The sequence below is a fragment of the Cellulomonas sp. FA1 genome (genome assembly GCF_000986825.1).
Classification (GTDB): Bacteria; Actinomycetota; Actinomycetes; order Actinomycetales; family Cellulomonadaceae; genus Cellulomonas; species Cellulomonas iranensis.
Genome location: NZ_LBMY01000001.1, coordinates 3607454 through 3629764, shown reverse-complemented (window position 1 = coordinate 3629764; position 22311 = coordinate 3607454). Strand labels below are relative to the sequence as shown.

Below are 22311 nucleotides of genomic sequence, written 5' to 3'. Positions count from 1 at the left end.
GTCAGGACAGGCCGTCGGCCCAGTCGTAGCCCTCGAGGAACGGGTCGGGCTCGATCGGACCGTCGGACTCCCACACGGGGTAGATGAGGCCGTCCTCGCGGATCTCGCCGATGTACGCGGTCTTGGCGATGTGGTGGTTGTCGCCGTTCACGGTGACGGTGCCCTCGGGGGCGTCGAACGTGACCCCGTCGGCGGCCTCCTGGATCGCGGCGACGTCGAACGACCCGGCCTTCTCGACCATGCCCTTCCACAGGTGGAGCGAGGTGTAGGCCGCCTCCATCGGGTCGGACGTGGGGCGCTTCTCGCCGTACTTCGCCTTGAACGCAGCGACGAACGTGGTGTTCGCGGGCGAGTCGACGGTCTGGTAGTAGTTCCAGGCCGTCAGCTGGCCCGCGACGTTCTCGACGCCGATGCCGCCGACCTCCTCCTCGGCGATCGACACCGAGACGACCGGCACGGCGTCGGCGGTGAGGCCCACGTTCTTGAACTCCTTGAAGAACGCGACGTTGGAGTCGCCGTTGAGGGTGTTGAACACCGCGTCGGCACCCGAGGCCTTGAGCTTGTTGACGATGGTCGCGAAGTCGGTGTGCCCCAGCGGCGCGTACTCCTCGCCGACGATCTCGATGCCGTTGGCCTGCGCGTACGCGTCGATGATCTTGTTCGCGGTCCGTGGGAAGACGTAGTCCGACCCGACGAGGAAGACCTTCTTCCTGCCCTGCTCGGCGAGGTAGTCCATGCCGGGGATGATCTGCTGGTTGGTCGTCGCGCCCGTGTAGAAGATGTTGGGCGACGCCTCGAGGCCCTCGTACTGCACGGGGTAGAACAGCAGCGCGTCCTTGGCCTCGAAGACCGGCAGCATCGCCTTGCGGGACGACGAGGTCCAGCCGCCGAACACGGCCGCGACGCAGTCGGACGCGATGAGCTTCTCGGCCTTCTCGGCGAAGACGGTGGGCTCGGACGCACCGTCCTCGGCGACGACCTCGAGCTGCTTGCCGAGCACGCCGCCGGCGGCGTTGATCTCCTCGGCCGCGAGGTCGAGCGAGTCGCGGACGGTCTGCTCGGAGATCGCCATGGTCCCGGACAGCGAGTTGAGGAAGCCGATCTTCACGGTGTCGCCCGACGTGTCGACGCACGACGCGGCGCTCGTCGACCCGGCGGTCCCGGTGTCGCCGGCGGCGGTGCGCGCACCGCACGCGGACAGCGCGAGCGCGGTGGCGACGGCGAGGACCGGCAGGGCGAGGGCGCGCGCCCGGGACGACCGCGAGAGCGGCTGCGCGGGGAGGGAGGAGGAGGTCAACGGGGTGCCTTTCGCTGGGGAGGAGCTGAGGGGCAGTGCCGGACTCGGGTCACCGACCGCCGCGCTCACCGCGCTGTGTCCCGCGGCGTATACAGGTCGATGCCCCTGCCGCAGGACGCTAGGGACCGCGTGTTTCGCGGGTCCCGCCCGGGGCGTAAACACTGGGTTTCGTCGGTATACAGCGCGGGATACGCGTCGCGGTCGCGGCGCGACCCCGACCAGGCCACGAGTCGCCCGGTGGCCACGGCGGCCGCCCGCGGCGCGGGGATACGCTCGCGGCATGCTGCTGCGCCCCCTCGACCAGTCCGCCAAGCTCAAGGGCGTCCTCTACGAGATCCGCGGCAAGGCCCTCGACGAGGCCGCCCGCATGGAGGCCGAGGGCCGCAAGGTCCTCAAGCTCAACACGGGCAACCCCGCCGCGTTCGGGTTCGACGCGCCGCACCAGATCGTCGCCGACGTCATCGCCGCCGTGCCGCACGCGCACGGGTACACCGAGTCCCGCGGCATCCTGTCCGCGCGCCGCGCGATCGTCACGCGCTACGAGACGGTCGAGGGCTTCCCGACGTTCGACGTCGACGACGTCTACCTGGGCAACGGCGTCTCCGAGCTCATCACCATGACCCTGCAGGCGCTGCTCGACGAGGGCGACGAGGTGCTCATCCCGTCGCCCGACTACCCGCTGTGGACGGCCATGACGAGCCTGTCCGACGGCAGGCCCGTGCACTACCGGTGCGACGAGTCGACCGGCTGGGAGCCCGACGTCGAGCACATCCGCGAGCAGATCACGCCGCGCACCAAGGCCATCGTCGTCATCAACCCCAACAACCCCACGGGGGCGGTGTACCGGCGCGAGGTGCTCGAGCAGATCGCGCAGGTCGCGCGCGAGCACAGCCTGCTGCTGCTCGCCGACGAGATCTACGACCGGATCCTCTACGACGGTGCGCGGCACATCCCCCTGGCGTCGGTCGCGCCCGACCTGCTGTGCCTCACGTTCAACGGCCTGTCCAAGACGTACCGCGTGGCCGGCTTCCGGTCCGGGTGGGTCGTGGTGACCGGGCCGCAGCAGCACGCGCAGGGCTTCCTCGAGGGCATGACGCTGCTCGCGTCGACCCGGCTGTGCCCCAACGTGCCCGCGCAGCACGCGATCCAGGCGGCGCTCGGGGGCGTGCAGTCCATCGAGGCGCTCGTCGCGCCCGGCGGGCGGCTGCACGAGCAGCGCGAGGTCGCGTGGGAGGGCCTCACGAGCATCCCCGGCGTCACGTGCGTCAAGCCGGACGGCGCGCTCTACCTGTTCCCGCGGCTCGACCCCGAGGTGTTCGGGATCGTCGACGACGCGCAGCTCGTCTACGACCTGCTCGTCAGCGAGCAGATCCTGCTCGTGCAGGGCACGGGCTTCAACTGGCCCACGCCCGACCACCTGCGGGTCGTCACGCTGCCCGAGGCGCGCGTGCTGGCCGACGCGGTCGAGCGCATGGGCAACTTCCTGTCGTCGTACCGCCAGACGCCGCGCTGACGGCGCCGCGCGCCGACAGGCGCAGGCAGGCAGGGGCCCCGGCACCACGTGCCGGGGCCCCGTCTCGTGCGGAGGTGCCGCGCGTCAGATGACGAGCAGCGAGAAGCCGCCCGACCCGTAGCCGTCGACCGTGAGGTCGAGGTCGAGCCGGCGCACGTACGCACGCACCCACGGCTTCGCGTCGTGCGGCAGCGCCTCGCGCGGCGAGCACACGGCGTCGAGCCGCACGTGCGGCGTGCCCTCGGAGTTCATGAGGGACGCGACGACGTTGAGCACCTCGCGCGCGTTCTCCTCGAGGAAGTCCTCGAGCATGAGCGAGACCGCCGACTCCTGCGCCGTGGGCGCCGGGACCAGCCCGATCGCGGCACCCACGTACGCCGACAGCGGCACGTCCATCAGGCAGATCGCCTTGAGGCCGAGCAGCCGGTCGACGTACAGCCCGACGAGCGCACCGCCCTCCGACTCGGGGTCCACCATCGCGGCGCCCGTCCGCACGTCGACCGACCGGCCCAGCAGGCCCTCGAGCAGCTCACGGATGTCCTTCGCGGACGGCAGCGGGACGATGTCCGAGCTCATGCCAGCACCGGCTCGATGACCTCGCGGAACCCCTCGGGCGTGAAGGGCTTCGCGATGAGGAACAGCGCACCCTCACGGTCCGCGAGCTCGCGCATCTCGGGCGACCCCTCGGACGTCACGAAGCCCAGCGGCGTCGTGAAGCCCTCGGCGCGCAGGCGGCGCAGCAGGTCGATGCCCGTCATCTCGGGCATGTTCCAGTCGGACAGGATGACGTCCGGCTCGTCGGCGCGCACGGCCTCGAGCGCCTGCGCGCCGTCGGCGGCCTCACGGACCTCCCAGTCGTAGCCGGCCTGCCGCAGGGTACGGATGACGATCTGCCGCATCACGCGGCTGTCGTCCGCGACCAGGACGCGGATCATCGGACTCCTCCTCGGTGTCGGTGGGTCGTGGGGGTCACGCTGCCCCCCGGACGCGGAGCACGAGCGGGCGCCCGCGCCAGTCGAGGACCACCTCGGTGACGAGCACCGAGCCCGGCAGCCCCGGGTCGTGGTCGGCCACCTGCGGCAGGCCCAGCGTGCCCTGCGTCGGCAGGAGCGCCTTGACGTTGCCGCCGACGACGTTGGCGACCTCGCCGAACGCGTCGTGCAGGTCCTCCTCGAGGACCGGCTCGTCGGCGCCCATCTGCAGCAGCGCGCGCGCCAGGTCGTCGGCGGTCGCGCGCTCGGTCGTCACGGACGCGCGCCCGGCCCAGCCGCCGTGCAGGTCGACCCACGCGACGACCGGCACCTGCCACGCGGGCACGTCGCCGAACCACTGCGAGACCGTGCCGGACTCGCCGTCGACCATCGCGGTGAACAGCTCCTCGGCGATCGCGTACACGTCGTCGCCGGCGATCAGCGTGGTCATGCGCTCTCCCCCACCGGCACGAGCCCGAGCAGCTCGAGCTTGTCCCGGATCGCGTCCGTGGTGAACGGCTTGATGAGGTACTCGTGCGCGCCCGCTGCCAGGGCACGCACGATCTGGCCGTGCTCGCTCTCGGTGGTCACCATCATGAGCGTCATGTCCCGCCACTGCGGGTTCTGCCGCACGCGCGTGACGAACGTCAGACCGTCCATCACGGGCATGTTCCAGTCGATGCACGCGAGCGCGGGCACGGGCCCGTCGCCGGCGAGCAGGTCCAGCGCGTGCTGGCCGTGCTCCGCCTCGACGGGCTCGAAGCCCAGTCCGCGCAACGTCTGCCCGACGATGCGGCGCATCGCTCTCGAGTCGTCGATGACGAGTGCTCTCATGTCAGCCCTGCTCCTCGGGTGGACGTGGGTGCGAAGACCGAGCCGGCCGGGCGGGCCGGGGTCGGCAGGACGGGCCGCGGCGGGACCGCGGCGGGCGCCGGGCGTGCGGGCACCCCGGCGAGCGTGGACCGCGCCGCCGCGAGCGACGCGGCGGTGGCGGTGGCGGCGGTGGTCGGCGCGGCGGCGGGTGCGGCCGCGGCCGCGCGTCCGCCGGCCGTGCGGTAGACGGTCGCGCGGTCGAGGACGACGCGCTCGTAGTCGTCGTGCACGCCGATCGTGGTCTCGGCGGCGCCGAGCACGAGGTACCCGCCGGGCCGCAGCGCGGCGCGCACGCGCTCGAGCACCGCGCGCTTGGTGGGCAGGTCGAAGTAGATGAGCACGTTGCGCAGGAACACGACGTCGAACGGACCGCCGGGCGGCGGCACGTCGAGCAGGTTGTGCTGACGGAACGTGATCCAGCGGCGCAGCTCGTCGGACACCTGCCACCCCGACCCGTGGCGCTGGAAGTGCCGCACGAGCGTCGGGGCGGGCAGGCCGCGGTTCACCTCGAGCTGCGTGTACGTGCCCGAGCGCGCGCGCTCGAGGACCTGCTCGTTGAGGTCGGTCGCGGTGATCTCCACGGCGACCGTCGGCACGAGCACCTCCTGCAGCGTCATCGCGATCGAGTACGCCTCCTGCCCGGTCGAGCAGGCCGCCGACCACACGCGCAGCCGGCCGAGGCCGCCGGCGCGCAGCTCGGGCACGATGTGCCGGCGCAGCGCGTCGAAGGGCGCGACGTCGCGGAACCACGACGTCTCGTTGGTCGTGAGGGCCTCGACCACCACGGCCGTGCGCGCGGGCGACGGGTTGGCGCGCAGCTGCGCGACGAACTGGTCGACGCCGGACGCGCCGGCCTCGCGCGCCAGCGGCAGCAGCCGCGACTCGACGAGGTACTCCTTGCCGGGCTCCAGCAGGATCGCGCTGCGCCGCCGCACGAGGTCCGCGACGAACGTGAACGTGTCGTGGCTGATGGTCACGCGGCACCTCCAGCCACGGGCGCGCGGCGCGCGTCCTCGACCGTGCGGGCGACGGCCTGCGCCATCTCGGCGAGCGGCACGACGCGGTGCGCCCAGCCGGCGGTCGCGACCGCCCCGGGCATGCCCCACACGACGCTGCTGGGCTCGTCCTGCACGACGACCGTGCCGCCCGCGCCGACGATGCGCTCGGCGCCGGCACGCCCGTCGGCGCCCATGCCGGTGAGCACGACGCCGAGGAGGTCGCCGCCGACCGCCGCCACGGCGGAGCGGAACAGCACGTCCACCGCGGGGCGGCAGAAGTTCTCGGGCGGCGCCTGCGTGAGGGCCGTGACGAGCGCACCGCCCGCGCGGCGGACCTCGAGGTGGTGGTCGCCGGGTGCGACGTACACGTGCCCGGGGCGCAGGGTCTCGCCCGCCGCCGCCTCGGCGACGGTCCACGGGCCCAGACGGTCGAGCCGCTGCGCGAGCTGCCGCGTGAACACGGGCGGCATGTGCTGCACGACCGCGACGGGCACGGGCAGCGCCGGCAGCGCGGTGATCAGGCGGGACAGGGCCTCGGGGCCGCCGGTCGACGACCCGAGCACGACGAGCCGCACGGGGCGCGGCGCGGGGGCCGACGCGAGCCGCACGCGGGGCGGGGCCGCCGCGGGCGCGGGCGCACCGCCGGCCGGCCGCGCCGACGCGGCCCGGGCGGCGGGTCCGCGGCGTGCGGCGGACAGCGCGAGGATCCGCGGCACGAGCTCGTGCGCGACCTGGTCGAGCGACTGCTGCACGCTGCCGACGTTCGCGGGCTTCGTGACGTAGTCGGTCGCGCCCGCGGCGAGCGCGTCGAGCGTCGCGTGCGCACCCCGTTCGGTCAGCGTCGAGAACATGATGATCGGCTGGGTGTGGCCGGACGCGCGCAGCGCGCGGACGGCCTCGATGCCGTCCATCTCCGGCATCTCGACGTCCATCGTGATGACGTCCGGCGCGAGCTGCGCGACCTTGGCCTGGGCGATGCGGCCGTTGGCCGCGACCCCCACGACGTCGATCGCCGGCTCGCGCGACAGCGCGTCGGTGACCAGGCGGCGGATGACGACCGAGTCGTCGACCACCAGCACCCGGGTGCGTGCCACGCGCGGCTCCTGTCTGTCGTGCCGCCGGCTGCTCCCGGCGACGTCCCCTCCCATCGGCCGGTCGGGGCGCGGGGTGAGCCGTCCGGGAGGTGAGGTCGGCCGCGGGCCGGGGTGAGGTCGCGCGCGCGGGGTCACGCGCCGGGTCGTGGTGCGCGTCGGCCCCGCCGCGCGGGACGCGGGGCGGGGCCGACGGGACGACGCGGGGACGTCAGTACGTGAACGCGGCCGTGCGCTCGCGCAGGTCCTCCGACATCTGCGCGAGCTCGGAGACCGACGTCTCGACCTGCACGAGCGCCGACGAGGACGACGACGCGACCTGCGCAACCTCGGACACGGCCGTGCGGATCTGCGCCGACCCGGACGCGACGTCGGACATGCCGCGCGCCATCTCGGTGGTCGTCGCGGTCTGCTCCTCGACGGCCGACGCGATGGACGTCTGGTAGTCGTTGATCGAGCGCACGATGCCCTCGATCTGGCCGATCGCCTCGACGGCGCCGGCGGTGTCGCCCTGGATGGCCTCGACGCGGCGCGCGATGTCCTCGGTCGCCTTCGCGGTCTCCTGCGCGAGCTCCTTGACCTCGCCCGCGACCACCGCGAACCCCTTGCCGGCCTCGCCGGCGCGGGCCGCCTCGATCGTCGCGTTGAGCGCGAGCAGGTTGGTCTGCTCGGCGATCTGCGTGATGAGCTTGACGACGTTGCCGATCTCCTGGCTCGACTCGCCGAGCCGCTGCACGGTGACCCCGGCCTCGTCGGCGGCCGCGGTCGCGGCCTGCGCGACCTTGGCGGCCTCGGCCGCGTTCTGCGCGATCTCGCGGATCGAGGCGCCCATCTGCTCGGCGCCGGCCGACACGGACTGCACGTGCTGGTCGACGTCCCCCGCGGCACCCGCGGCGACCCCGGCCTGCGCGCTGGTCTCCTGCGCCCCGGTCGCGACCTGCCGCGACGCGGCCGACAGCTGCTCGGCCGCCGCGGCGACCGTGCCGGACGCCTCGGCGACGCCCGCCATCGTGGTGCGCAGGTTGTGCTGCGCCTCGCCGAGCGCGAGCGCCATGCGCCCGAGCTCGTCGCCCACCACGACCTGCGGCGTCACCGTGAGGTCGCCGCGCGCGAGGGCCTCGATCGAGGCGACCATGGTGCGGACCGACGCCGCGACGCGGCGCATGAGCCCGGTCGTCACGACGACCGCGACGAGCGCGGCGACGACGAACGCGACGCCCAGCGCGAGGATCGTCACGCGGATCTCGCCGGCGCTCCGCGCGAGGATCGCGTCGACGCCCGCACGGACCTGCCCCTCGGCGAGCCCGAGCGCGCGCCCGGCCCAGTCGGGGTCGGCCGCGACGTCCGCGGCGACCGCGACCTCGAAGCCCGCCGTGTCACCGGCCTTCACGAGCGGCAGCAGCGTGCCGTCGCGGTACGCGACCCACGCGTCCCAGCGCGTGCGGAAGTCCTGCCACTGCGGCGTGTCCGACAGGTCGTAGCCCTCGACGACGTCGACGCGCGACGCGACGTCGGCGTCGACCCACGCGACCGTCGTGAGCAGCTGGTCGCGCGTGGCCGGGTCGGCCGCGGCCGCGCGCCGCACCAGCAGGTGGCTGCGCTGCTGCTGCACCTGGATCTCGGCCATCGACGACTGGAGCTCGTTGGTGAGGTCGGCCATCTCCTCGAGGTGCGCACCGGCGCGCTGCAGGACCACGGCGCCGGCGCCGCCGACGACCGCGAACGCGATGCCGACGAACAGCAGCAGCGCGACGATCTTGGTGCGCAGGGGGCGGTTCCAGAACCAGCCGCCGTGCGTGGTGCGTGCGTCGCGGGTCATCGTCCGATCTCCTGCGCCGTGTAGTAGCCGCCGTCGACGAGCACGCGCTCGACGTTGTCCTGGGTGACGAGCTGGGGGGTCAGCAGGTACGACGGGACGACGCGCACGCCGTTGTCGTACGTGGCGGTGTCGTTGACCTCGGGCTGCTCGCCCGCGAGCAGCGCCCGCACCATGCCGACCGTGACCTCGGCGAGCTGCCGGGTGTCCTTGTAGACGGTCGAGAACTGCTCGCCGCTCGCGACGAGGCGCGCGGAGTCGACCTCGGCGTCCTGGCCCGTGACGACGGGCTGGGTGGCCTGCGCGGTGCGGGTCGCGTCGAGCACGGCCCGCGAGATGCCGTCGTAGGGCGACAGCACGCCGTCGAGCCGGCGGCCGTCGGCGTAGGCCGCGAGCAGCGTGGGCATGCGGTCGGCCGCGACCTTCGCGTCCCACGCCTGCGTCGCGGCCTCGGCGAACGTCGTCTGGCCGGAGCCCACGACGAGCACGCCGGAGTCGAGGTACGGCTGGAGGACCTGCATCGCGCCGTCCCAGAAGAAGGTCGCGTTGTTGTCGTCCGGCGAGCCGGCGAACAGCTCGACGAGGTAGGGCCCGGTCGCGCCGGTGGGCTCGCCGGCGGCGTCGAGCACGCCGAGGCCCTGCAGCAGCGACGTGCCCTGGAGGACGCCGACGCGCGCGTTGTCGAACGACGCGTAGTAGGCGACGTCGCCCGAGTCGCGGATCAGCCGGTCGTACGCGATGACGGGCACGTCGGCGTCGCCCGCGTCGGCGAGCACGCCGGTCAGGGCCGTGCCGTCGACCGACCCGACGACGAGCGCGTCCGCCCCGGCGGCGAGCATGGCCTCGAGCTGCTCGACCTGGGCCGCGGGGTCGTTCTCGGCGAACTCGAGCCGGACGTCGTAGCCGAGGGACACGAGCTGCGCCTCGAGGTTGTCGGCGTCGTCGATCCAGCGGTCGGAGGTCGTGGTCGGCATCGCGATGCCGACCAGCGGCCGGTCGTCGGGCCCGCCCGTGACGGAGCCGCAGGCGGTCATCACCAGCAGCGGCACGGCCGCCAGCGCGGCCGCGCGGAACGCTCGTCGCATCCTGTCCCCCTTCATGGGTGCGCCCGGCCGGTCGTCCGTGACCGGCCTCCTCCTCCGTCCATCGGCGCGGGGCGCGCACATCTGAGCGCCCCGCGCTGACAGCCCGGTAGGCGACGGCGCGCGGGGCGCCGGGCGCGGACGACGGCGGCTCAGTACGTGAAGGCCGCGACCCGGCGACGCAGGTCCTCGGACAACCGCGCCAGCTCGGCCACCGACACCCCCATCTGCCCCAACGTCGTGGACGCCTCCTGCGCCGAGGACGCCACCCCCGTGATGTTCGACGCGATCTCCCCCGACCCCGTCGCCGCCTCCCCCACACCCCGCGACATCTCGTTCGTCGTGGCCGTCTGCTCCTCCACCGCCGAAGCGATCGTCAGCTGGAAGTCGTTGATGCTCGCGATGATCGACCCGATCTGCGAGATCGACTCCACCGCCCCCGCCGTGTCCGCCTGGATCGCCTCCACCCGCCGCGCGATGTCCTCGGTCGCCTTCGCCGTCTCCGACGCCAGCTCCTTGACCTCACCCGCCACCACCGCGAACCCCTTGCCCGCCTCACCCGCACGCGCCGCCTCGATCGTCGCGTTCAACGCCAACAGGTTCGTCTGCTCCGCGATCGCCGTGATCAGCTTCACCACGTTCCCGATCTCCGCACTCGACGACCCCAACCGCGACACCGTCTCGTTCGCCGCCACCGCAGCACCCGTCGCCGCCTGCGCCACCTTCGCCGCCTCCGACGCGTTCTGCGCGATCTCCCGGATCGAGGCACCCATCTGCTCCGCCCCCGCCGCCACCGCCTGCACGTTCCTGCTCACCTGCTCCGCCGCAGCCGCCACCACACCCGCCTGCACGCTCGTCTCCTCCGACCCCGACGCCACCTGACCCGACGCCGCCGCCAGCTCCTCCGCCGCAGCCGCCACCGTCCCCGCCGACTCCGCCACCCCCGCGATGACCTCACGCACCGACGCCTGCGCCGTCGTCAACGACGCCGCCATCTCCCCGATCTCGTCACGCGAGTCCACCTGCGCCGGCACCGTCAGATCCCCCTGCGCCATCGCCGCCACCGACCGCTGCACCGCACCGACACCCCGCAGCACCCGCCGCGAGACGGCCACCGCGCCGAGCACGGCACCCGCCGCACCGACGACGATCGCCGCGGCGACGCCGGCCACCGTGAGGACGGCGACGCGCGTCGAGGCCCGGTCGGCGGCCTCGCCGGCCTGCTCGACCTCCTGCTGGAGGCCCAGCGTGAGCTCGCCGATCCGGCCGTAGACGTCCCAGCCGTCGCCCGCGACGAGCGCGTCGCCCGCCTCGAGGTCGCCCGCGGCGTACGCGGCGACCACGCGGTCGTCGATCGCGAAGAAGTCGTCCCACAGGGTGGCGATCTGCTCGACGGTCTCGCGCTGCGCGGGCTCGAGCACGGCCGAGCGCTCCTCGAGCACGGTGAGCGCGTCGCGGAGCCCGTCGGCCGACGTCAGGTAGCCCTGGCGGCTCGCGGCGTCGGCCGCGACGGCCTCGGGGCCGCCGAGGCGGCGCGTGTCCCACGCGTAGGCGGTCTGCCAGCCCGAGACGTCGCTGTTGAACATCCGCACCTCGCCGACGGCCTGCGTCGCGTCGAGCAGGTCGTCGATCCGCGTCGTCGCGCGGTCGAGCGCCGCGACGCCCGCGAACGCGACGCCCCCGGTGAGCACGGCCGACGCGACGCCCGCCGCACCGATCGCGAGGATCGTCGCGCGGAGCCCACGACGGCGGGCGGGGCCTGCTGCAGGGGTACGGGACATGGTCTGCCTCCGAGGGCGGTCGAGTCGGATCCGGGCGCCCCCTTGCGTGCGTCCCATCGGACGGCGCGGGCCCCGGGTGAGGCGCCGGAGCGCATCTCACCCGGGGCCCGCTCCGGTCTCAGTAGGTGAACGCGGCGACGCGGCGACGCAGGTCGTCGGACAGGCGGGCGAGCTCGGCGACCGAGGCACCCATCTGGCCCAACGTCGTGGACGCCTCCTGCGCCGAGGACGCGACCCCCGTGATGTTCGCCGCGATCTCCCCCGACCCCGTCGCCGCCTCCCCGACACCCCGCGACATCTCGTTCGTCGTGGCGGTCTGCTCCTCGACCGCCGAGGCGATCGTCAGCTGGTAGTCGTTGATCGAGCGCACGATCCCCTCGATCTGCCCGATCGCGTCCACCGCCCCCGCCGTGTCGCCCTGGATCGCCTCGACGCGGCGCGCGATGTCCTCCGTGGCCTTCGCCGTCTCCGACGCCAGATCCTTGACCTCACCCGCCACCACCGCGAAGCCCTTGCCGGCCTCACCGGCCCGCGCCGCCTCGATCGTCGCGTTCAACGCCAGCAGGTTCGTCTGCTCCGCGATCTGCGTGATCAGCTTGACCACGTTCCCGATCTCCGCGCTCGAGGACCCCAGACGGTTCACCGTCACCCCGGCCTCGTCCGCCGCGACCGTCGCCGCCTGCGCCACCTTCGCCGCCTCCGACGCGTTCTGCGCGATCTCCCGGATGCTCGCCCCCATCTGCTCCGCACCCGCAGCCACCGCCTGCACGTTCCTGCTCACCTGCTCCGCCGCAGCCGCCACCACACCCGCCTGCACGCTCGTCTCCTCCGACCCCGACGCCACCTGACCCGACGCCGCCGCCAGCTCCTCCGCCGCAGCCGCCACCGTCCCCGCCGACTCCGCCACCCCCGCGATGACCTCACGCACCGACGCCTGCGCCGTCGTCAACGACGCCGCCATCTCCCCGATCTCGTCACGCGAGTCCACCTGCGCCGGCACCGTCAGATCCCCCTGCGCCATCGCCGCCACCGACCGCTGCACCGCACCCACCCCCCGCAGCACCCGCCGCGACACCAGCACCGCACCCGCCACGGCACCCGCGGCACCGACCACGATCGCGCCGACGATCATGGCGACGGTCCGCGCGGTCACGGTCGTGGCGTTGTCGTTCGCCGCCTCGGCGAGCGCCTCGACGTCGTCCTGGAGGGTCTGCGTGAGCTGGCCGATCTGGCCGTACAGCGCGATCGCGTCCTTCTGGACGATCGCGTCGCCGGCCTCGAGGTCGCCGGCCTCGTAGTCCGCGACCACCTGGTCGTCGAGCGCGAAGAACTTCTCCCACAGGTCCGCGACCTGCGAGATCGCCTCGCGCTGCGCCGGCTCGAGGACCGCGCCCTGCGCGTCGAGCCCGGTGAGCGAGGTCCGCAGCGCGTCGGCCGACGCGAGGTACTGCCGCCGGGACTCGCTGGTGGGCAGGACCGCGGCGGGACCGCCCACGCGGTGCGCGTCGCCCGCGTACGCGGACTGCCAGCCGTTGACGTCGCTGTTGTACATGCGCACCTCGCCGACGGCCTGCGTCGCGGCCAGCAGCTCGTCGATGCGCTCGGTCGCGCTGTTGAGCGAGCTGACGCCGACGAGGGCGACGCCGCCGGTGAGCAGGGCGGACGCGACGCCCGCGGCACCCACCGCGAGGATCTTGGCCCGGACGCCGCGGATGCGGGACGTGCGTGCGAGGGAGCTGGACATGCGTGCCTCCGAGGGCGGTACGACGAACGAGTGACGCCCCCTGCGCGTCTGTCCATCGGACGGAGTAGGCCCCGGATGAGGTGCGGGCTCGCATCTCATCCGGCGCCCACCCCCGGTCTCACCCGCTGGACGCGGTCAGTAGGTGAAGGCACCCACGCGCTGTCGCAGGTCGTCGGACAGGCGGGCGAGCTCGGCGACCGAGGCACCCATCTGGCCCAACGTCGTCGAGGCCTCCTGCGCCGAGGACGCGACCCCCGTGATGTTCGCCGCGATCTCCCCCGACCCCGTCGCCGCCTCCCCCACACCCCGCGACATCTCGTTCGTCGTGGCGGTCTGCTCCTCGACCGCCGAGGCGATCGTCAGCTGGTAGTCGTTGATCGAGCGCACGATCCCCTCGATCTGCCCGATCGCGTCCACCGCCCCCGCCGTGTCGCCCTGGATCGCCTCGACGCGGCGCGCGATGTCCTCCGTGGCCTTCGCCGTCTCCGACGCCAGATCCTTGACCTCACCCGCCACCACCGCGAAGCCCTTGCCGGCCTCACCGGCCCGCGCCGCCTCGATCGTCGCGTTCAACGCCAGCAGGTTCGTCTGCTCCGCGATCTGCGTGATCAGCTTGACCACGTTCCCGATCTCCGCGCTCGAGGACCCCAGACGGTTCACCGTCACCCCGGCCTCGTCCGCCGCGACCGTCGCCGCCTGCGCGACCTTCGCCGCCTCCGACGCGTTCTGCGCGATCTCCCGGATGCTCGCCCCCATCTGCTCCGCACCCGCAGCCACCGCCTGCACGTTCCTGCTCACCTGCTCCGCCGCAGCCGCCACCACACCCGCCTGCACGCTCGTCTCCTCCGACCCCGACGCCACCTGACCCGACGCCGCCGCCAGCTCCTCCGCCGCAGCCGCCACCGTCCCCGCCGACTCCGCCACCCCCGCGAGCGTGCCGCGCATCCGGGTCTGCATGACCTCGAGCGCCGCGGTCAGCCGCCCGACCTCGTCGCCGCCGTCCGCGGCCACCGTCACCGTGAGGTCGCCCTCGCTCGCGGCCGTCAGCGCGGTCACCGCGGCGTCGAGCCGCCGGCGCAGCGAGCGCGCGACGACCACCGCGACGGCGCCCGCGGCCGCCAGCCCCACCGCGAGCACCGACACGACCACGACCTCCGAGCGCAGGACCAGGGCCTGCGCGTCGACCGACGACCGCGCGGCCTTCTCCTCCTGCGCGACCGTCTCGGTCTGGATCGCGTCCATGACGGCGGTCGTCAGCGGACGCACCGTGTCCTGGAAGTACGCGGCGAAGCCGGGGCCGTCGCCGTCGTCGGCCAGCGGGAACAGCGAGTCGTGCGCAGCCGCGTAGTACGCGTCGAACGCCTGCTCCATCGCGTCGACGTCCGCGGGGTCGACGGCGAACGGCCGGTACGCCGCGACCTGCGCGTCGAGGTCGGCACGCCGCTCCACGAGCTCGTCCGCGAGGTCGGCGCGCGTCGCCGCGTCGGCGATGCCGTACTGGATGACGCGCGCCCGGTCCCCCTGGTACGCGCGCTGGATCTCCGTGAGCTGCGAGAGCGGCTTGACGCTCTCCTCGTGCAGCGCGCCGATCTCGGCCCGCAGCGACAGCAGCGCGGCGACGGCGACCCCCGCGACCGTGACCGCCGCGACGCCCATGAGCCCCACCGAGGCCGCGATCTTCGTCAGGACCGACCGGTCCGCCCACCAACCCGTGCCACCACGCATGTCCGTCTCCTCCCGAGGTCCTGCACCTGCCCTGCCGATCGGCAGCGCCCGGGACGACGTGACGGCCCGTCAGGATGAGATCGGTCTCAGCCGCCCTCGCCCACGGCGACGGGCGCACGGGCGCCGAGCCAGGCGCGCAGCGCGTCGACGGGCAGCGCGCCGCTGTGCACGAACCCCTGCGTCGCGTCGCACGCGAGGTCGCACAGCCGCTCGGCCGTCGCGTGGTCCTCGACGCCCTCGGCCGTGACGCGGATGCCCAGGCGGTGCGCGAGGTCGATCGTCGCGGCCACGATCGTCTCCGTGCGCTCGTCGCGCAGCAGCCGCGAGACGAACGACGCGTCGAGCTTGAGCTCGGCGGCGGGCAGCCGCGCCAGGTAGCTGAGCGACGAGTGCCCGGTGCCGTAGTCGTCGATGCTCACGCGCACGCCCTGCTCCGTGAGCCGCACCAGCGCCGTCACCGCGGCGTCCGGGTCGCGCATGATCGCCGACTCGGTGACCTCGAGCACCAGCCGGTCCGCCCGCAGGCCCGAGCCGGCCAGCGCGGCGGCGACCTCGCCCGGCAGGTCGTCGTCCGTGACGCAGCTCGCCGAGAGGTTCACCGCGACCGGCAGGTCCCAGCCGTCGGCGGCCACGCCCTGCGCCGCCGCGGCGGCCTGCCGCAGCACGACGGCCGTGAGACGCGCCATGAGCCGGTGCTCCTCGGCGAGCGGCAGGAACTCGGCGGGCCGCAGCAGGCCGTGCCGCGGGTGCGCCCAGCGCACGAGCGCCTCGACGCCCACCACGCGGTCGTCGCCGCAGGCGACCTGCGGCTGCAGGTGCACGACCAGCTCGCCGACCTCCGCCGGCGGCGCGTGCCCCGCGAGCACGGTCCGCAGGTCGCTCAGCAGGTCGAGCCGGCGCGCGGTGTGCGCCGCGGTGCGGGCGTCGTACACCTGGATGCCGCCGCCCGAACGCTTGGCCACGTACATCGCGGTGTCGGCGTCGTGCAGCAGCCGCGCGCTCGACGCCGAGCCGAGACCCGTGCTGGCGACGCCCACGCTCGCGTCGATCCGCACGGTGCGGCCGGCGACGACGAACGGCGCCCGGATCGCCTCGAGCACGACGTGCGCGACCCGCAGCGCCTGGTCCGGGTCGTCCACGAGCAGCGCGAACTCGTCACCGCCGAGCCGCGCGAGCAGCGCGGCGCCCGCGGTCTCGACCGTGACCCTGTCGGCGACGGCGCGCATGAGCTCGTCGCCGACCACGTGCCCGAGCCCGTCGTTCACGCCCTTGAACTCGTCGAGGTCGACGAGCAGCACGCCGACGCCGCGCGGGCGACCGCGCGTCGCCTCGAGGTGCTCCATGAACGCGAGACGGTTCGCGACGCCCGTGAGACCGTCGGTGCGGGCCTCGCGGCGCGCCGACGTGAGATCGGCGAGGTCCGCCACGACGCGCAGCAGCCGGACGCTGCCCAGCAGCGTCGACAGCGCGGCCGCGACCGCGACGGACCGGCGGCCGCTGGGGGCGACGGCGTCGAGCACGACCAGGCCCGCGCCCGCCACGACGATCGCGAGCGACCCGATCGACGACGCACGCGGCGAGGGCGCGGTCTGGACGTTGCGCACCACGGGCGCGAGGCTCGCGACGGCGCTGGTCGCGGCGACGACGGCCCACACCGTGACGACCGCGACGGTCGCGGTCGGTCGCACCGCGCCCGTCGCGAGCACCTCGAGGTACCGGACCGTGCCGAGCACGCCGAGCGTCGCCACGAGCGCGAGCAGGGTCCACGCGCGCCAGTCGCGCGCGAGCCGCGCGAGGACCAGGACGGACGCGAGGGACAGCGCGAGCACGGCGGGTGCCGCGGCGCCGAGCACGAGCACGGTCACGCGCCACGTCGGCACCGCGGCGGCGCCGACGGTGCGGTACGTGCCGTGCATGAGCAGCGCGGTGCCGCCCAGGAGCCCCGCGAGCCCGAGCAGCCGCTCACCGGGGTCCCAGTCCCACTCGACGCCGCGGTACCGGTTCCAGAACTGCACGCCGAGGTAGAGGAAGGCCGACGCGACGACGGTCCCGAGCGTCTCGACGACGCCGGCCCACCGGACCCCGGGGGCGAGCACGAGCACGGCCGCCTCGCCGCCGAACGCGACGGCGAGCGCCAGCAGCGCCCGGGCGAACCACCGCCACGCGCGCGCCTCGCGCACGGGGCGGGCCCGCAGCCGCGCACGCACCACGACGCCCGACGACGCGCACACGAGCGCGGCGACCACGAGGAACGCGGCCGAGACGCCCGTGACGACGCCGGTCACCGCGAGCAGCGCGCACGCGAGGGCCCCGACGAGGGCGGCGCGGGCGGCTCGCGACCTCGGTCGGGTGCGGGCCACGCCGGCTCAGTACGTGAAGGCCGCGACCCGGCGACGCAGGTCCTCGGACAACCGCGCCAGCTCGGCCACCGACACCCCCATCTGCCCCAACGTCGTGGACGCCTCCTGCGCCGAGGACGCCACCCCCGTGATGTTCGACGCGATCTCCCCCGACCCCGTCGCCGCCTCCCCCACACCCCGCGACATCTCGTTCGTCGTGGCCGTCTGCTCCTCCACCGCCGAAGCGATCGTCAGCTGGAAGTCGTTGATGCTCGCGATGATCGACCCGATCTGCGAGATCGACTCCACCGCCCCCGCCGTGTCCGCCTGGATCGCCTCCACCCGCCGCGCGATGTCCTCGGTCGCCTTCGCCGTCTCCGACGCCAGCTCCTTGACCTCACCCGCCACCACCGCGAACCCCTTGCCCGCCTCACCCGCACGCGCCGCCTCGATCGTCGCGTTCAACGCCAACAGGTTCGTCTGCTCCGCGATCGCCGTGATCAGCTTCACCACGTTCCCGATCTCCGCACTCGACGACCCCAACCGCGACACCGTCTCGTTCGCCGCCACCGCAGCACCCGTCGCCGCCTGCGCCACCTTCGCCGCCTCCGACGCGTTCTGCGCGATCTCCCGGATGCTCGCCCCCATCTGCTCCGCACCCGCCGCCACCGCCTGCACGTTCCTGCTCACCTGCTCCGCCGCAGCCGCCACCACACCCGCCTGAACCGACGTCTCCTCCGACCCCGACGCCACCTGACCCGACGCCGCCGCCAGCTCCTCCGCCGCAGCCGCCACCGTCCCCGCCGACTCCGCGACACCGGCCAGCGTGCCGCGCACCGACGTCTGCGCCTCGACGAGCGACGCGGCCATGCGGCCGACCTCGTCCTGCTCGACGACGTGCGGCGTGCGCGTGAAGTCGCCGGCCGCCATGGCCGTGACGGACGCCTGCACCTCGGTGACCGAGCGTCGGATGCGGCGGGCCACGCCCGCCGCGACCGCACCCGTCAGCAGCACCGCACCGAACGCGACGACGAGCACGACCAGGCCCACGCGGTCCGCGTCGCGCTGCGCGTCGGCCGCGGCGGACGCGAGGTACTCCTCGAACGCCGCCTCGAACGCGTCGAGGTGCTCGAGGTACGCGTCGATGAGCGGCTGGCTGACGTCGTCGGTCGCGGCCTCGTACGCGGCCGGGTCACCCGACAGGGCCGCGGGCACGATCGTCGTGTCGCGGGCCTGCGTCCACGCGTCGAGCCCGTCGGAGAAGTCCCGCCACCGCGGGTCGTCCCGGAACCGCGGGTGCGCGTCGACGACCGCGCGCGCCTCGTTCATCTCGGCGTCGTTCGCCGCGACCCGCGCGACCCACTGCTTCTGCTCGTTGCCGCGCGTCGCGGCGATCTGCGCGACGATCATGCGGGCCTTGAGCTGGTCCTCGTGCACGACGCTGGTCGCGCTGCCCACCGTGTTCTCGACGACGACGAACTCGTTCATCGAGGCCGCGACGCCGTCGATCTCGACGTACGCGTACACGCCGTTGCCGATGGCCGCGGCCCCCACGAGCCCGACGACGCACAGGATCTTGACCTGCACCGAGAGGTCCGCGAACCGTCCGAGAAGCCCGCGGCGGCGCGTGCTGGTGGTGTCCATGGCTGCTCCCTCGCCCTGCCCTGCTCGACTCCCCCCGGCACCGCTCCATCGGCGGACGCGCGCGGGTCGTGAGCAGAACGGGAGGTGAACCCCGGTGGGGTCCACCTCCCGTCCGGGGGCGGTGCGGGGCCGTGCGGCCCGTGACGCGGGTCAGGCCGCGACGGCCTCGTCCACGTCGAGCACGAGCAGCAGGCGCCCGTCGAGCTTGTGCGCGCCACGCACGACCGAGCGCATCGCGGGGTCGAGCGTGTCCGGCGGCGCCTCGAACGAGTCGGGGCCGACCTCGACGACGTCGCCGATCTCGTCGACCAGCAGGCTGATCGGCTCGCCGGCGACCTGCACGACGACCATCATCGGCTCGTCGCCCGCGAGCGGCGGCAGACCCATGCGCGTGCGCATGTCGATGGTGAGGACGACCTGCCCGCGCAGGTTCACCAGGCCGGCGACCTCGGCGGGCGCGAGCGGGACGCGCGTGCGCGTGTGCGAGCGCAGCGCCTCCTGCACCCGCAGCACGTCGACGCCGTACAGCGTGCCGTCGAGCGTGAACGTGACGTACTGGCTCATCGTGCCGCTCCCACCAGGTCGGAGCCCAGCACCGCGGACGCGTCGTCCGGGTCCTGCGCGGGCTCGTCGTAGAACGCCGCGTCGGCGGCGAGGACCGCCGACCGCACGTCGAGCAGCTCGACGACGCGGCCGCCGAGCACCGTGGACCCGAGCAGGCCCATGTCCTCGACGTCGGAGTGCTGGTCGTCGCGGTCCTCGAGGATGTCGACGATCTCGCGGACCACCAGGCCGACGGCCCGCGTGCCGCGCGTCAGCACGACGACGAGCAGCTCGTCGACCTCCTCGCCGTACGCGCCGAGCATCCGGTCGAGCCGCACGAGCGGCAGGATCGTGCCGCGGTAGCGCACGACCTCCCGCCCGCCGACGCGCTCGACCTCGTCGGTGCGCAGGTGCTCCAGGCGCGTGACCTGCTGCAGCGGCATCGCGACGTGGCGGCCCTCGCCGATGCCGACGACGAGCACCTGCTCGCGGCCCGCGTGGTCGAGCTGCTCCTCGACGCCCGCGCGCCGCGCCGCGGCCTCGACCTCGCCGTGCAGCGCGCGTCGCGCGACGGCCTGCACGTCGAGGATCAGCGAGACGCGACCGTCGCCCAGCACCGTCGCCCCGGCGTACGCGCCGATCGACTTGAGGCGCGCCGACAGCGGCTTGACCACGATCTCCTCGGTGTTGAGGACCCGGTCGACCAGGAGCCCGAACCGGTGGTGGTCGGCCTGCACGACCGCGATCACCGAGCTCGACCCCTCGGTCGCCTCGTCGGGGATCTCCAGGACGCCCGTCAGCGACACGAGCGGCAGCAGCTCGCCGCGCAGCCGGTAGACGGGCGCGTCGTGCACGTGCTCGATCGCGGTGCCGCCGCGCTGCGCGTCGAGCGCGACGAGCTCCAGCAGGTTCACCTGCGGGACCGCGTACACGTCACCGGCGCACTCGACCGTCAGCGCGGGCATGATCGCGAGCGTCAGCGGGATCCGCAGGCGCCACACGGTGCCCACGCCCACGGTCGACTCGACGTCGACCGTGCCGCCGACCTGCTCGACCTTGGTGCGCACGACGTCCATGCCGACGCCGCGGCCCGACACGTTCGTCACGGCCGACGCGGTCGAGAAGCCGGGCAGGAACAGCAGCTGCAGCAGGTCGCCGGGCGCGCTGGCCTCGACCTGCGCGGGCGTGCGCAGTCCGCGCTCGACCGCCTTGGCGCCGACGACGACCGGGTCGATGCCCTTGCCGTCGTCCGCGACCTCGACGACGACCTGGCCGCCCGCGTGGTACGCGCGGAGCGTGAGGACGCCCTTGGCGGGCTTGCCCGCGGCGACACGCGTCGCGGGCGCCTCGATGCCGTGGTCGACCGCGTTGCGCACGAGGTGCGTGAGCGGGTCCTTGACGGCCTCGAGCAGGCTGCGGTCGAGCTCGGTGTCGCCGCCCGACATCTCGAGCTGGACCTCGCGCCCGCACGTGGCCGCGAGGTCGCGCACGACGCGCGGCATCTTGGACCACAGGTGCTCGATGGGCTGCATGCGCGTCTTCATGACGCCCTCCTGCAGCTCGCCGGCGACGAGGTCGAGGCGCTGGGCCGTGCGCACGAGCGTGACGTCGTCGGCGGCGGCGGCCAGGCGCGTGATCTGGTTGCGGGCCAGCACGAGCTCGCCCACCTGGCGCATGAGCGCGTCGAGCAGGTCGACGTCGACGCGGATCGCGGAGTCGCCGACGCGCAGGTGGCCGACCTCCTCGGCGGCCTCGGCCGCCGGGGCCGGCGGCTCGGGCGCGGGGTGCGGCTGCGGGACGACGGCCGCGGGGGCCGTCGGCGCGGGCGCGGGCGCCACCGGGGCGGCGGGCGCCGCGACGGCGGGTGCGGTGGCCACGGGTGCGTCGGCCACGGGAGCGGCGGCCGCAGCCGACGCGGCCGCGACCGGCTCGGGTGCCGCGACCGCGGCGGGCGCGGCGACGGGTGCGGCGGCGGGCGCGGCGCCCGCGGCCTGCGGCTCCTCGGCGCGCACGGCCTCGACGAGGGCCACGACCTCGTCGACCTCGACGTCGCCCTCGGTGCCGTCCCGCTCGATCGCGGTCAGCAGGTCACGCACGCGGTCGACCATCGCGAGCAGCACGTCGGTGGTCCGCTGGTCCATCGTGCGGCGCCCGTCGCGCAGCTCGACCAGCAGGCTCTCGCCCGCGTGCGTGAGCCGCTCGAGGCGGTGCATCGCGAGGAACCCGCTCGTGCCCTTGATCGTGTGGATCGTGCGGAACACGCTGCTCAGCAGCGGGCGTGATCCCGGCTGCTCCTCGAGCGCGACCAGGTCGCGGTCCAGCTGGTCGAGGTTCTCCTGCGACTCGACCAGGAACTCGCGCACGATCTCGTCGACGTCGTCCATGTGCACCTCCCCGGCTGGGTGCGCACGCACCCGACGCCCCGCACATCGGCCGCCGGGGCCGAGGTCTGAGGGGTGCGGGCCGTCTTCAGCCGCGGGGCGTGCCGCCGGCGTCCGGCGCCGACGGGTCCGCGGCCCCGGGTGCGTCGGCGCGGGGCGCCGACCGGTGGCCCGGCAGCAGGTCGCGCAGCGCGGCCGCGGCCGTGGCGTCCGCGTCGCCGGCCTGCGCGGCGGCGGCGTTCGCCTCGCGCACCGCGTCGAGCACCTCGGAGCGGTGGACGCGCACGTGGCGCGGCGCGTCGATGCCCAGCCGCACGCCGTCGGCCCGGACCTCGAGGACCGTGACGACCACGTCGTCGCCGATGACGACGCTCTCGCCGACGCGACGGGTGAGCACGAGCATGCCCGCGAGACTACAGGGCGCCCGCGGCGGCCCGGCCGGCGTCCCGCGCGCGTCGGGACGTGGCGAGCGACGGGTGCGGCCGGTCCGCCGCGGGCTGGGTACGGTGCCCG

At 74.4% G+C, this 22311-nt stretch carries 18 protein-coding genes; 1 reads left to right on the top strand and 17 read right to left on the bottom strand.

Translation table 11 applies throughout. From position 1 onward, the window contains the following. Position 1 precedes the first annotated feature (1 nt). The gene (urtA, locus tag GY42_RS16420) at positions 2-1297 is read right to left on the bottom strand and encodes an urea ABC transporter substrate-binding protein (RefSeq protein WP_236686823.1); all 1296 of its coding nucleotides are present in this window, start codon (positions 1295-1297) and stop codon (positions 2-4) included. 280 nt (positions 1298-1577) lie between these two features. Here urtA and GY42_RS16415 point away from each other — a divergent pair, with 280 nt between their 5' ends. Continuing rightward, on the top strand, positions 1578-2810 hold the full coding sequence (locus GY42_RS16415) for a pyridoxal phosphate-dependent aminotransferase (protein WP_046530140.1): 1233 nt from the start codon (positions 1578-1580) through the stop codon (positions 2808-2810). A gap of 84 nt (positions 2811-2894) precedes the next feature. On the opposite strand, the gene GY42_RS16410 is transcribed toward GY42_RS16415, so the two are convergent. The 16 genes from GY42_RS16410 to csrA all read right to left on the bottom strand — a co-directional run bounded on the left by GY42_RS16410 (position 2895) and on the right by csrA (position 22201). After that, entirely contained in the window at positions 2895-3386 is a 492-nt protein-coding gene (locus GY42_RS16410; protein WP_046530139.1) for a hypothetical protein, read from the bottom strand. Further along, a complete protein-coding gene (locus tag GY42_RS16405; protein ID WP_201775286.1) occupies positions 3383-3745 on the bottom strand; it encodes a response regulator in 363 nt (120 codons plus the stop codon). The genes GY42_RS16410 and GY42_RS16405 overlap by 4 nt, the downstream gene beginning before the upstream one ends. Positions 3746-3779: 34 nt before the next feature. Then, a complete protein-coding gene (locus GY42_RS16400; protein WP_046530138.1) occupies positions 3780-4232 on the bottom strand; it encodes a chemotaxis protein CheX in 453 nt (150 codons plus the stop codon). Beyond that, positions 4229-4615, bottom strand: coding sequence for a response regulator (locus GY42_RS16395; protein ID WP_046530137.1), 387 nt, complete (start codon positions 4613-4615; stop codon positions 4229-4231). Before GY42_RS16395 ends, GY42_RS16400 begins: the two co-directional genes overlap by 4 nt. After that, positions 4612-5631 carry a CheR family methyltransferase gene (locus GY42_RS16390; RefSeq protein WP_082131614.1) on the bottom strand — a complete coding sequence of 340 codons (1020 nt, stop codon included), beginning with the start codon at positions 5629-5631 and terminating at the stop codon, positions 4612-4614. Before GY42_RS16390 ends, GY42_RS16395 begins: the two co-directional genes overlap by 4 nt. Beyond that, the gene (locus tag GY42_RS16385; RefSeq protein ID WP_046530136.1) at positions 5628-6746 is read right to left on the bottom strand and encodes a protein-glutamate methylesterase/protein-glutamine glutaminase; all 1119 of its coding nucleotides are present in this window, start codon (positions 6744-6746) and stop codon (positions 5628-5630) included. The genes GY42_RS16390 and GY42_RS16385 overlap by 4 nt, the downstream gene beginning before the upstream one ends. Positions 6747-6954: 208 nt before the next feature. Beyond that, positions 6955-8562 (bottom strand): methyl-accepting chemotaxis protein, encoded by a 1608-nt coding sequence (locus tag GY42_RS20155; RefSeq protein ID WP_046530135.1) that lies wholly within the window; start codon positions 8560-8562, stop codon positions 6955-6957. Beyond that, positions 8559-9644 (bottom strand): substrate-binding domain-containing protein, encoded by a 1086-nt coding sequence (locus tag GY42_RS16375; protein WP_046530134.1) that lies wholly within the window; start codon positions 9642-9644, stop codon positions 8559-8561. The genes GY42_RS20155 and GY42_RS16375 overlap by 4 nt, the downstream gene beginning before the upstream one ends. A 149-nt stretch (positions 9645-9793) precedes the next feature. Then, a complete protein-coding gene (locus GY42_RS16370) occupies positions 9794-11422 on the bottom strand; it encodes a methyl-accepting chemotaxis protein (protein WP_046530133.1) in 1629 nt (542 codons plus the stop codon). 118 nt (positions 11423-11540) lie between these two features. After that, positions 11541-13166 (bottom strand): methyl-accepting chemotaxis protein, encoded by a 1626-nt coding sequence (locus GY42_RS16365; RefSeq protein ID WP_046530132.1) that lies wholly within the window; start codon positions 13164-13166, stop codon positions 11541-11543. 135 nt (positions 13167-13301) lie between these two features. Next, entirely contained in the window at positions 13302-14891 is a 1590-nt protein-coding gene (locus GY42_RS16360; protein WP_046530131.1) for a methyl-accepting chemotaxis protein, read from the bottom strand. An 86-nt stretch (positions 14892-14977) separates the two neighbouring features. After that, positions 14978-17251, bottom strand: a complete 2274-nt coding sequence (locus GY42_RS16355) for a putative bifunctional diguanylate cyclase/phosphodiesterase (protein WP_052748455.1) — start codon at positions 17249-17251, stop codon at positions 14978-14980. Between the two features lie 6 nt (positions 17252-17257). After that, positions 17258-18874: a methyl-accepting chemotaxis protein gene (locus GY42_RS16350; protein ID WP_046530130.1), complete on the bottom strand. Its 1617-nt coding sequence runs from the start codon at positions 18872-18874 to the stop codon at positions 17258-17260. 150 nt (positions 18875-19024) lie between these two features. Continuing rightward, a complete protein-coding gene (locus GY42_RS16345; RefSeq protein WP_046530129.1) occupies positions 19025-19438 on the bottom strand; it encodes a chemotaxis protein CheW in 414 nt (137 codons plus the stop codon). After that, on the bottom strand, positions 19435-21801 hold the full coding sequence (locus GY42_RS16340) for a chemotaxis protein CheA (protein ID WP_046530128.1): 2367 nt from the start codon (positions 21799-21801) through the stop codon (positions 19435-19437). The genes GY42_RS16345 and GY42_RS16340 overlap by 4 nt, the downstream gene beginning before the upstream one ends. 85 nt (positions 21802-21886) lie before the next feature. After that, positions 21887-22201 (bottom strand): carbon storage regulator CsrA, encoded by a 315-nt coding sequence (csrA, locus tag GY42_RS20060; RefSeq protein ID WP_046530127.1) that lies wholly within the window; start codon positions 22199-22201, stop codon positions 21887-21889. Between the last annotated feature and the right edge of the window lie 110 nt (positions 22202-22311).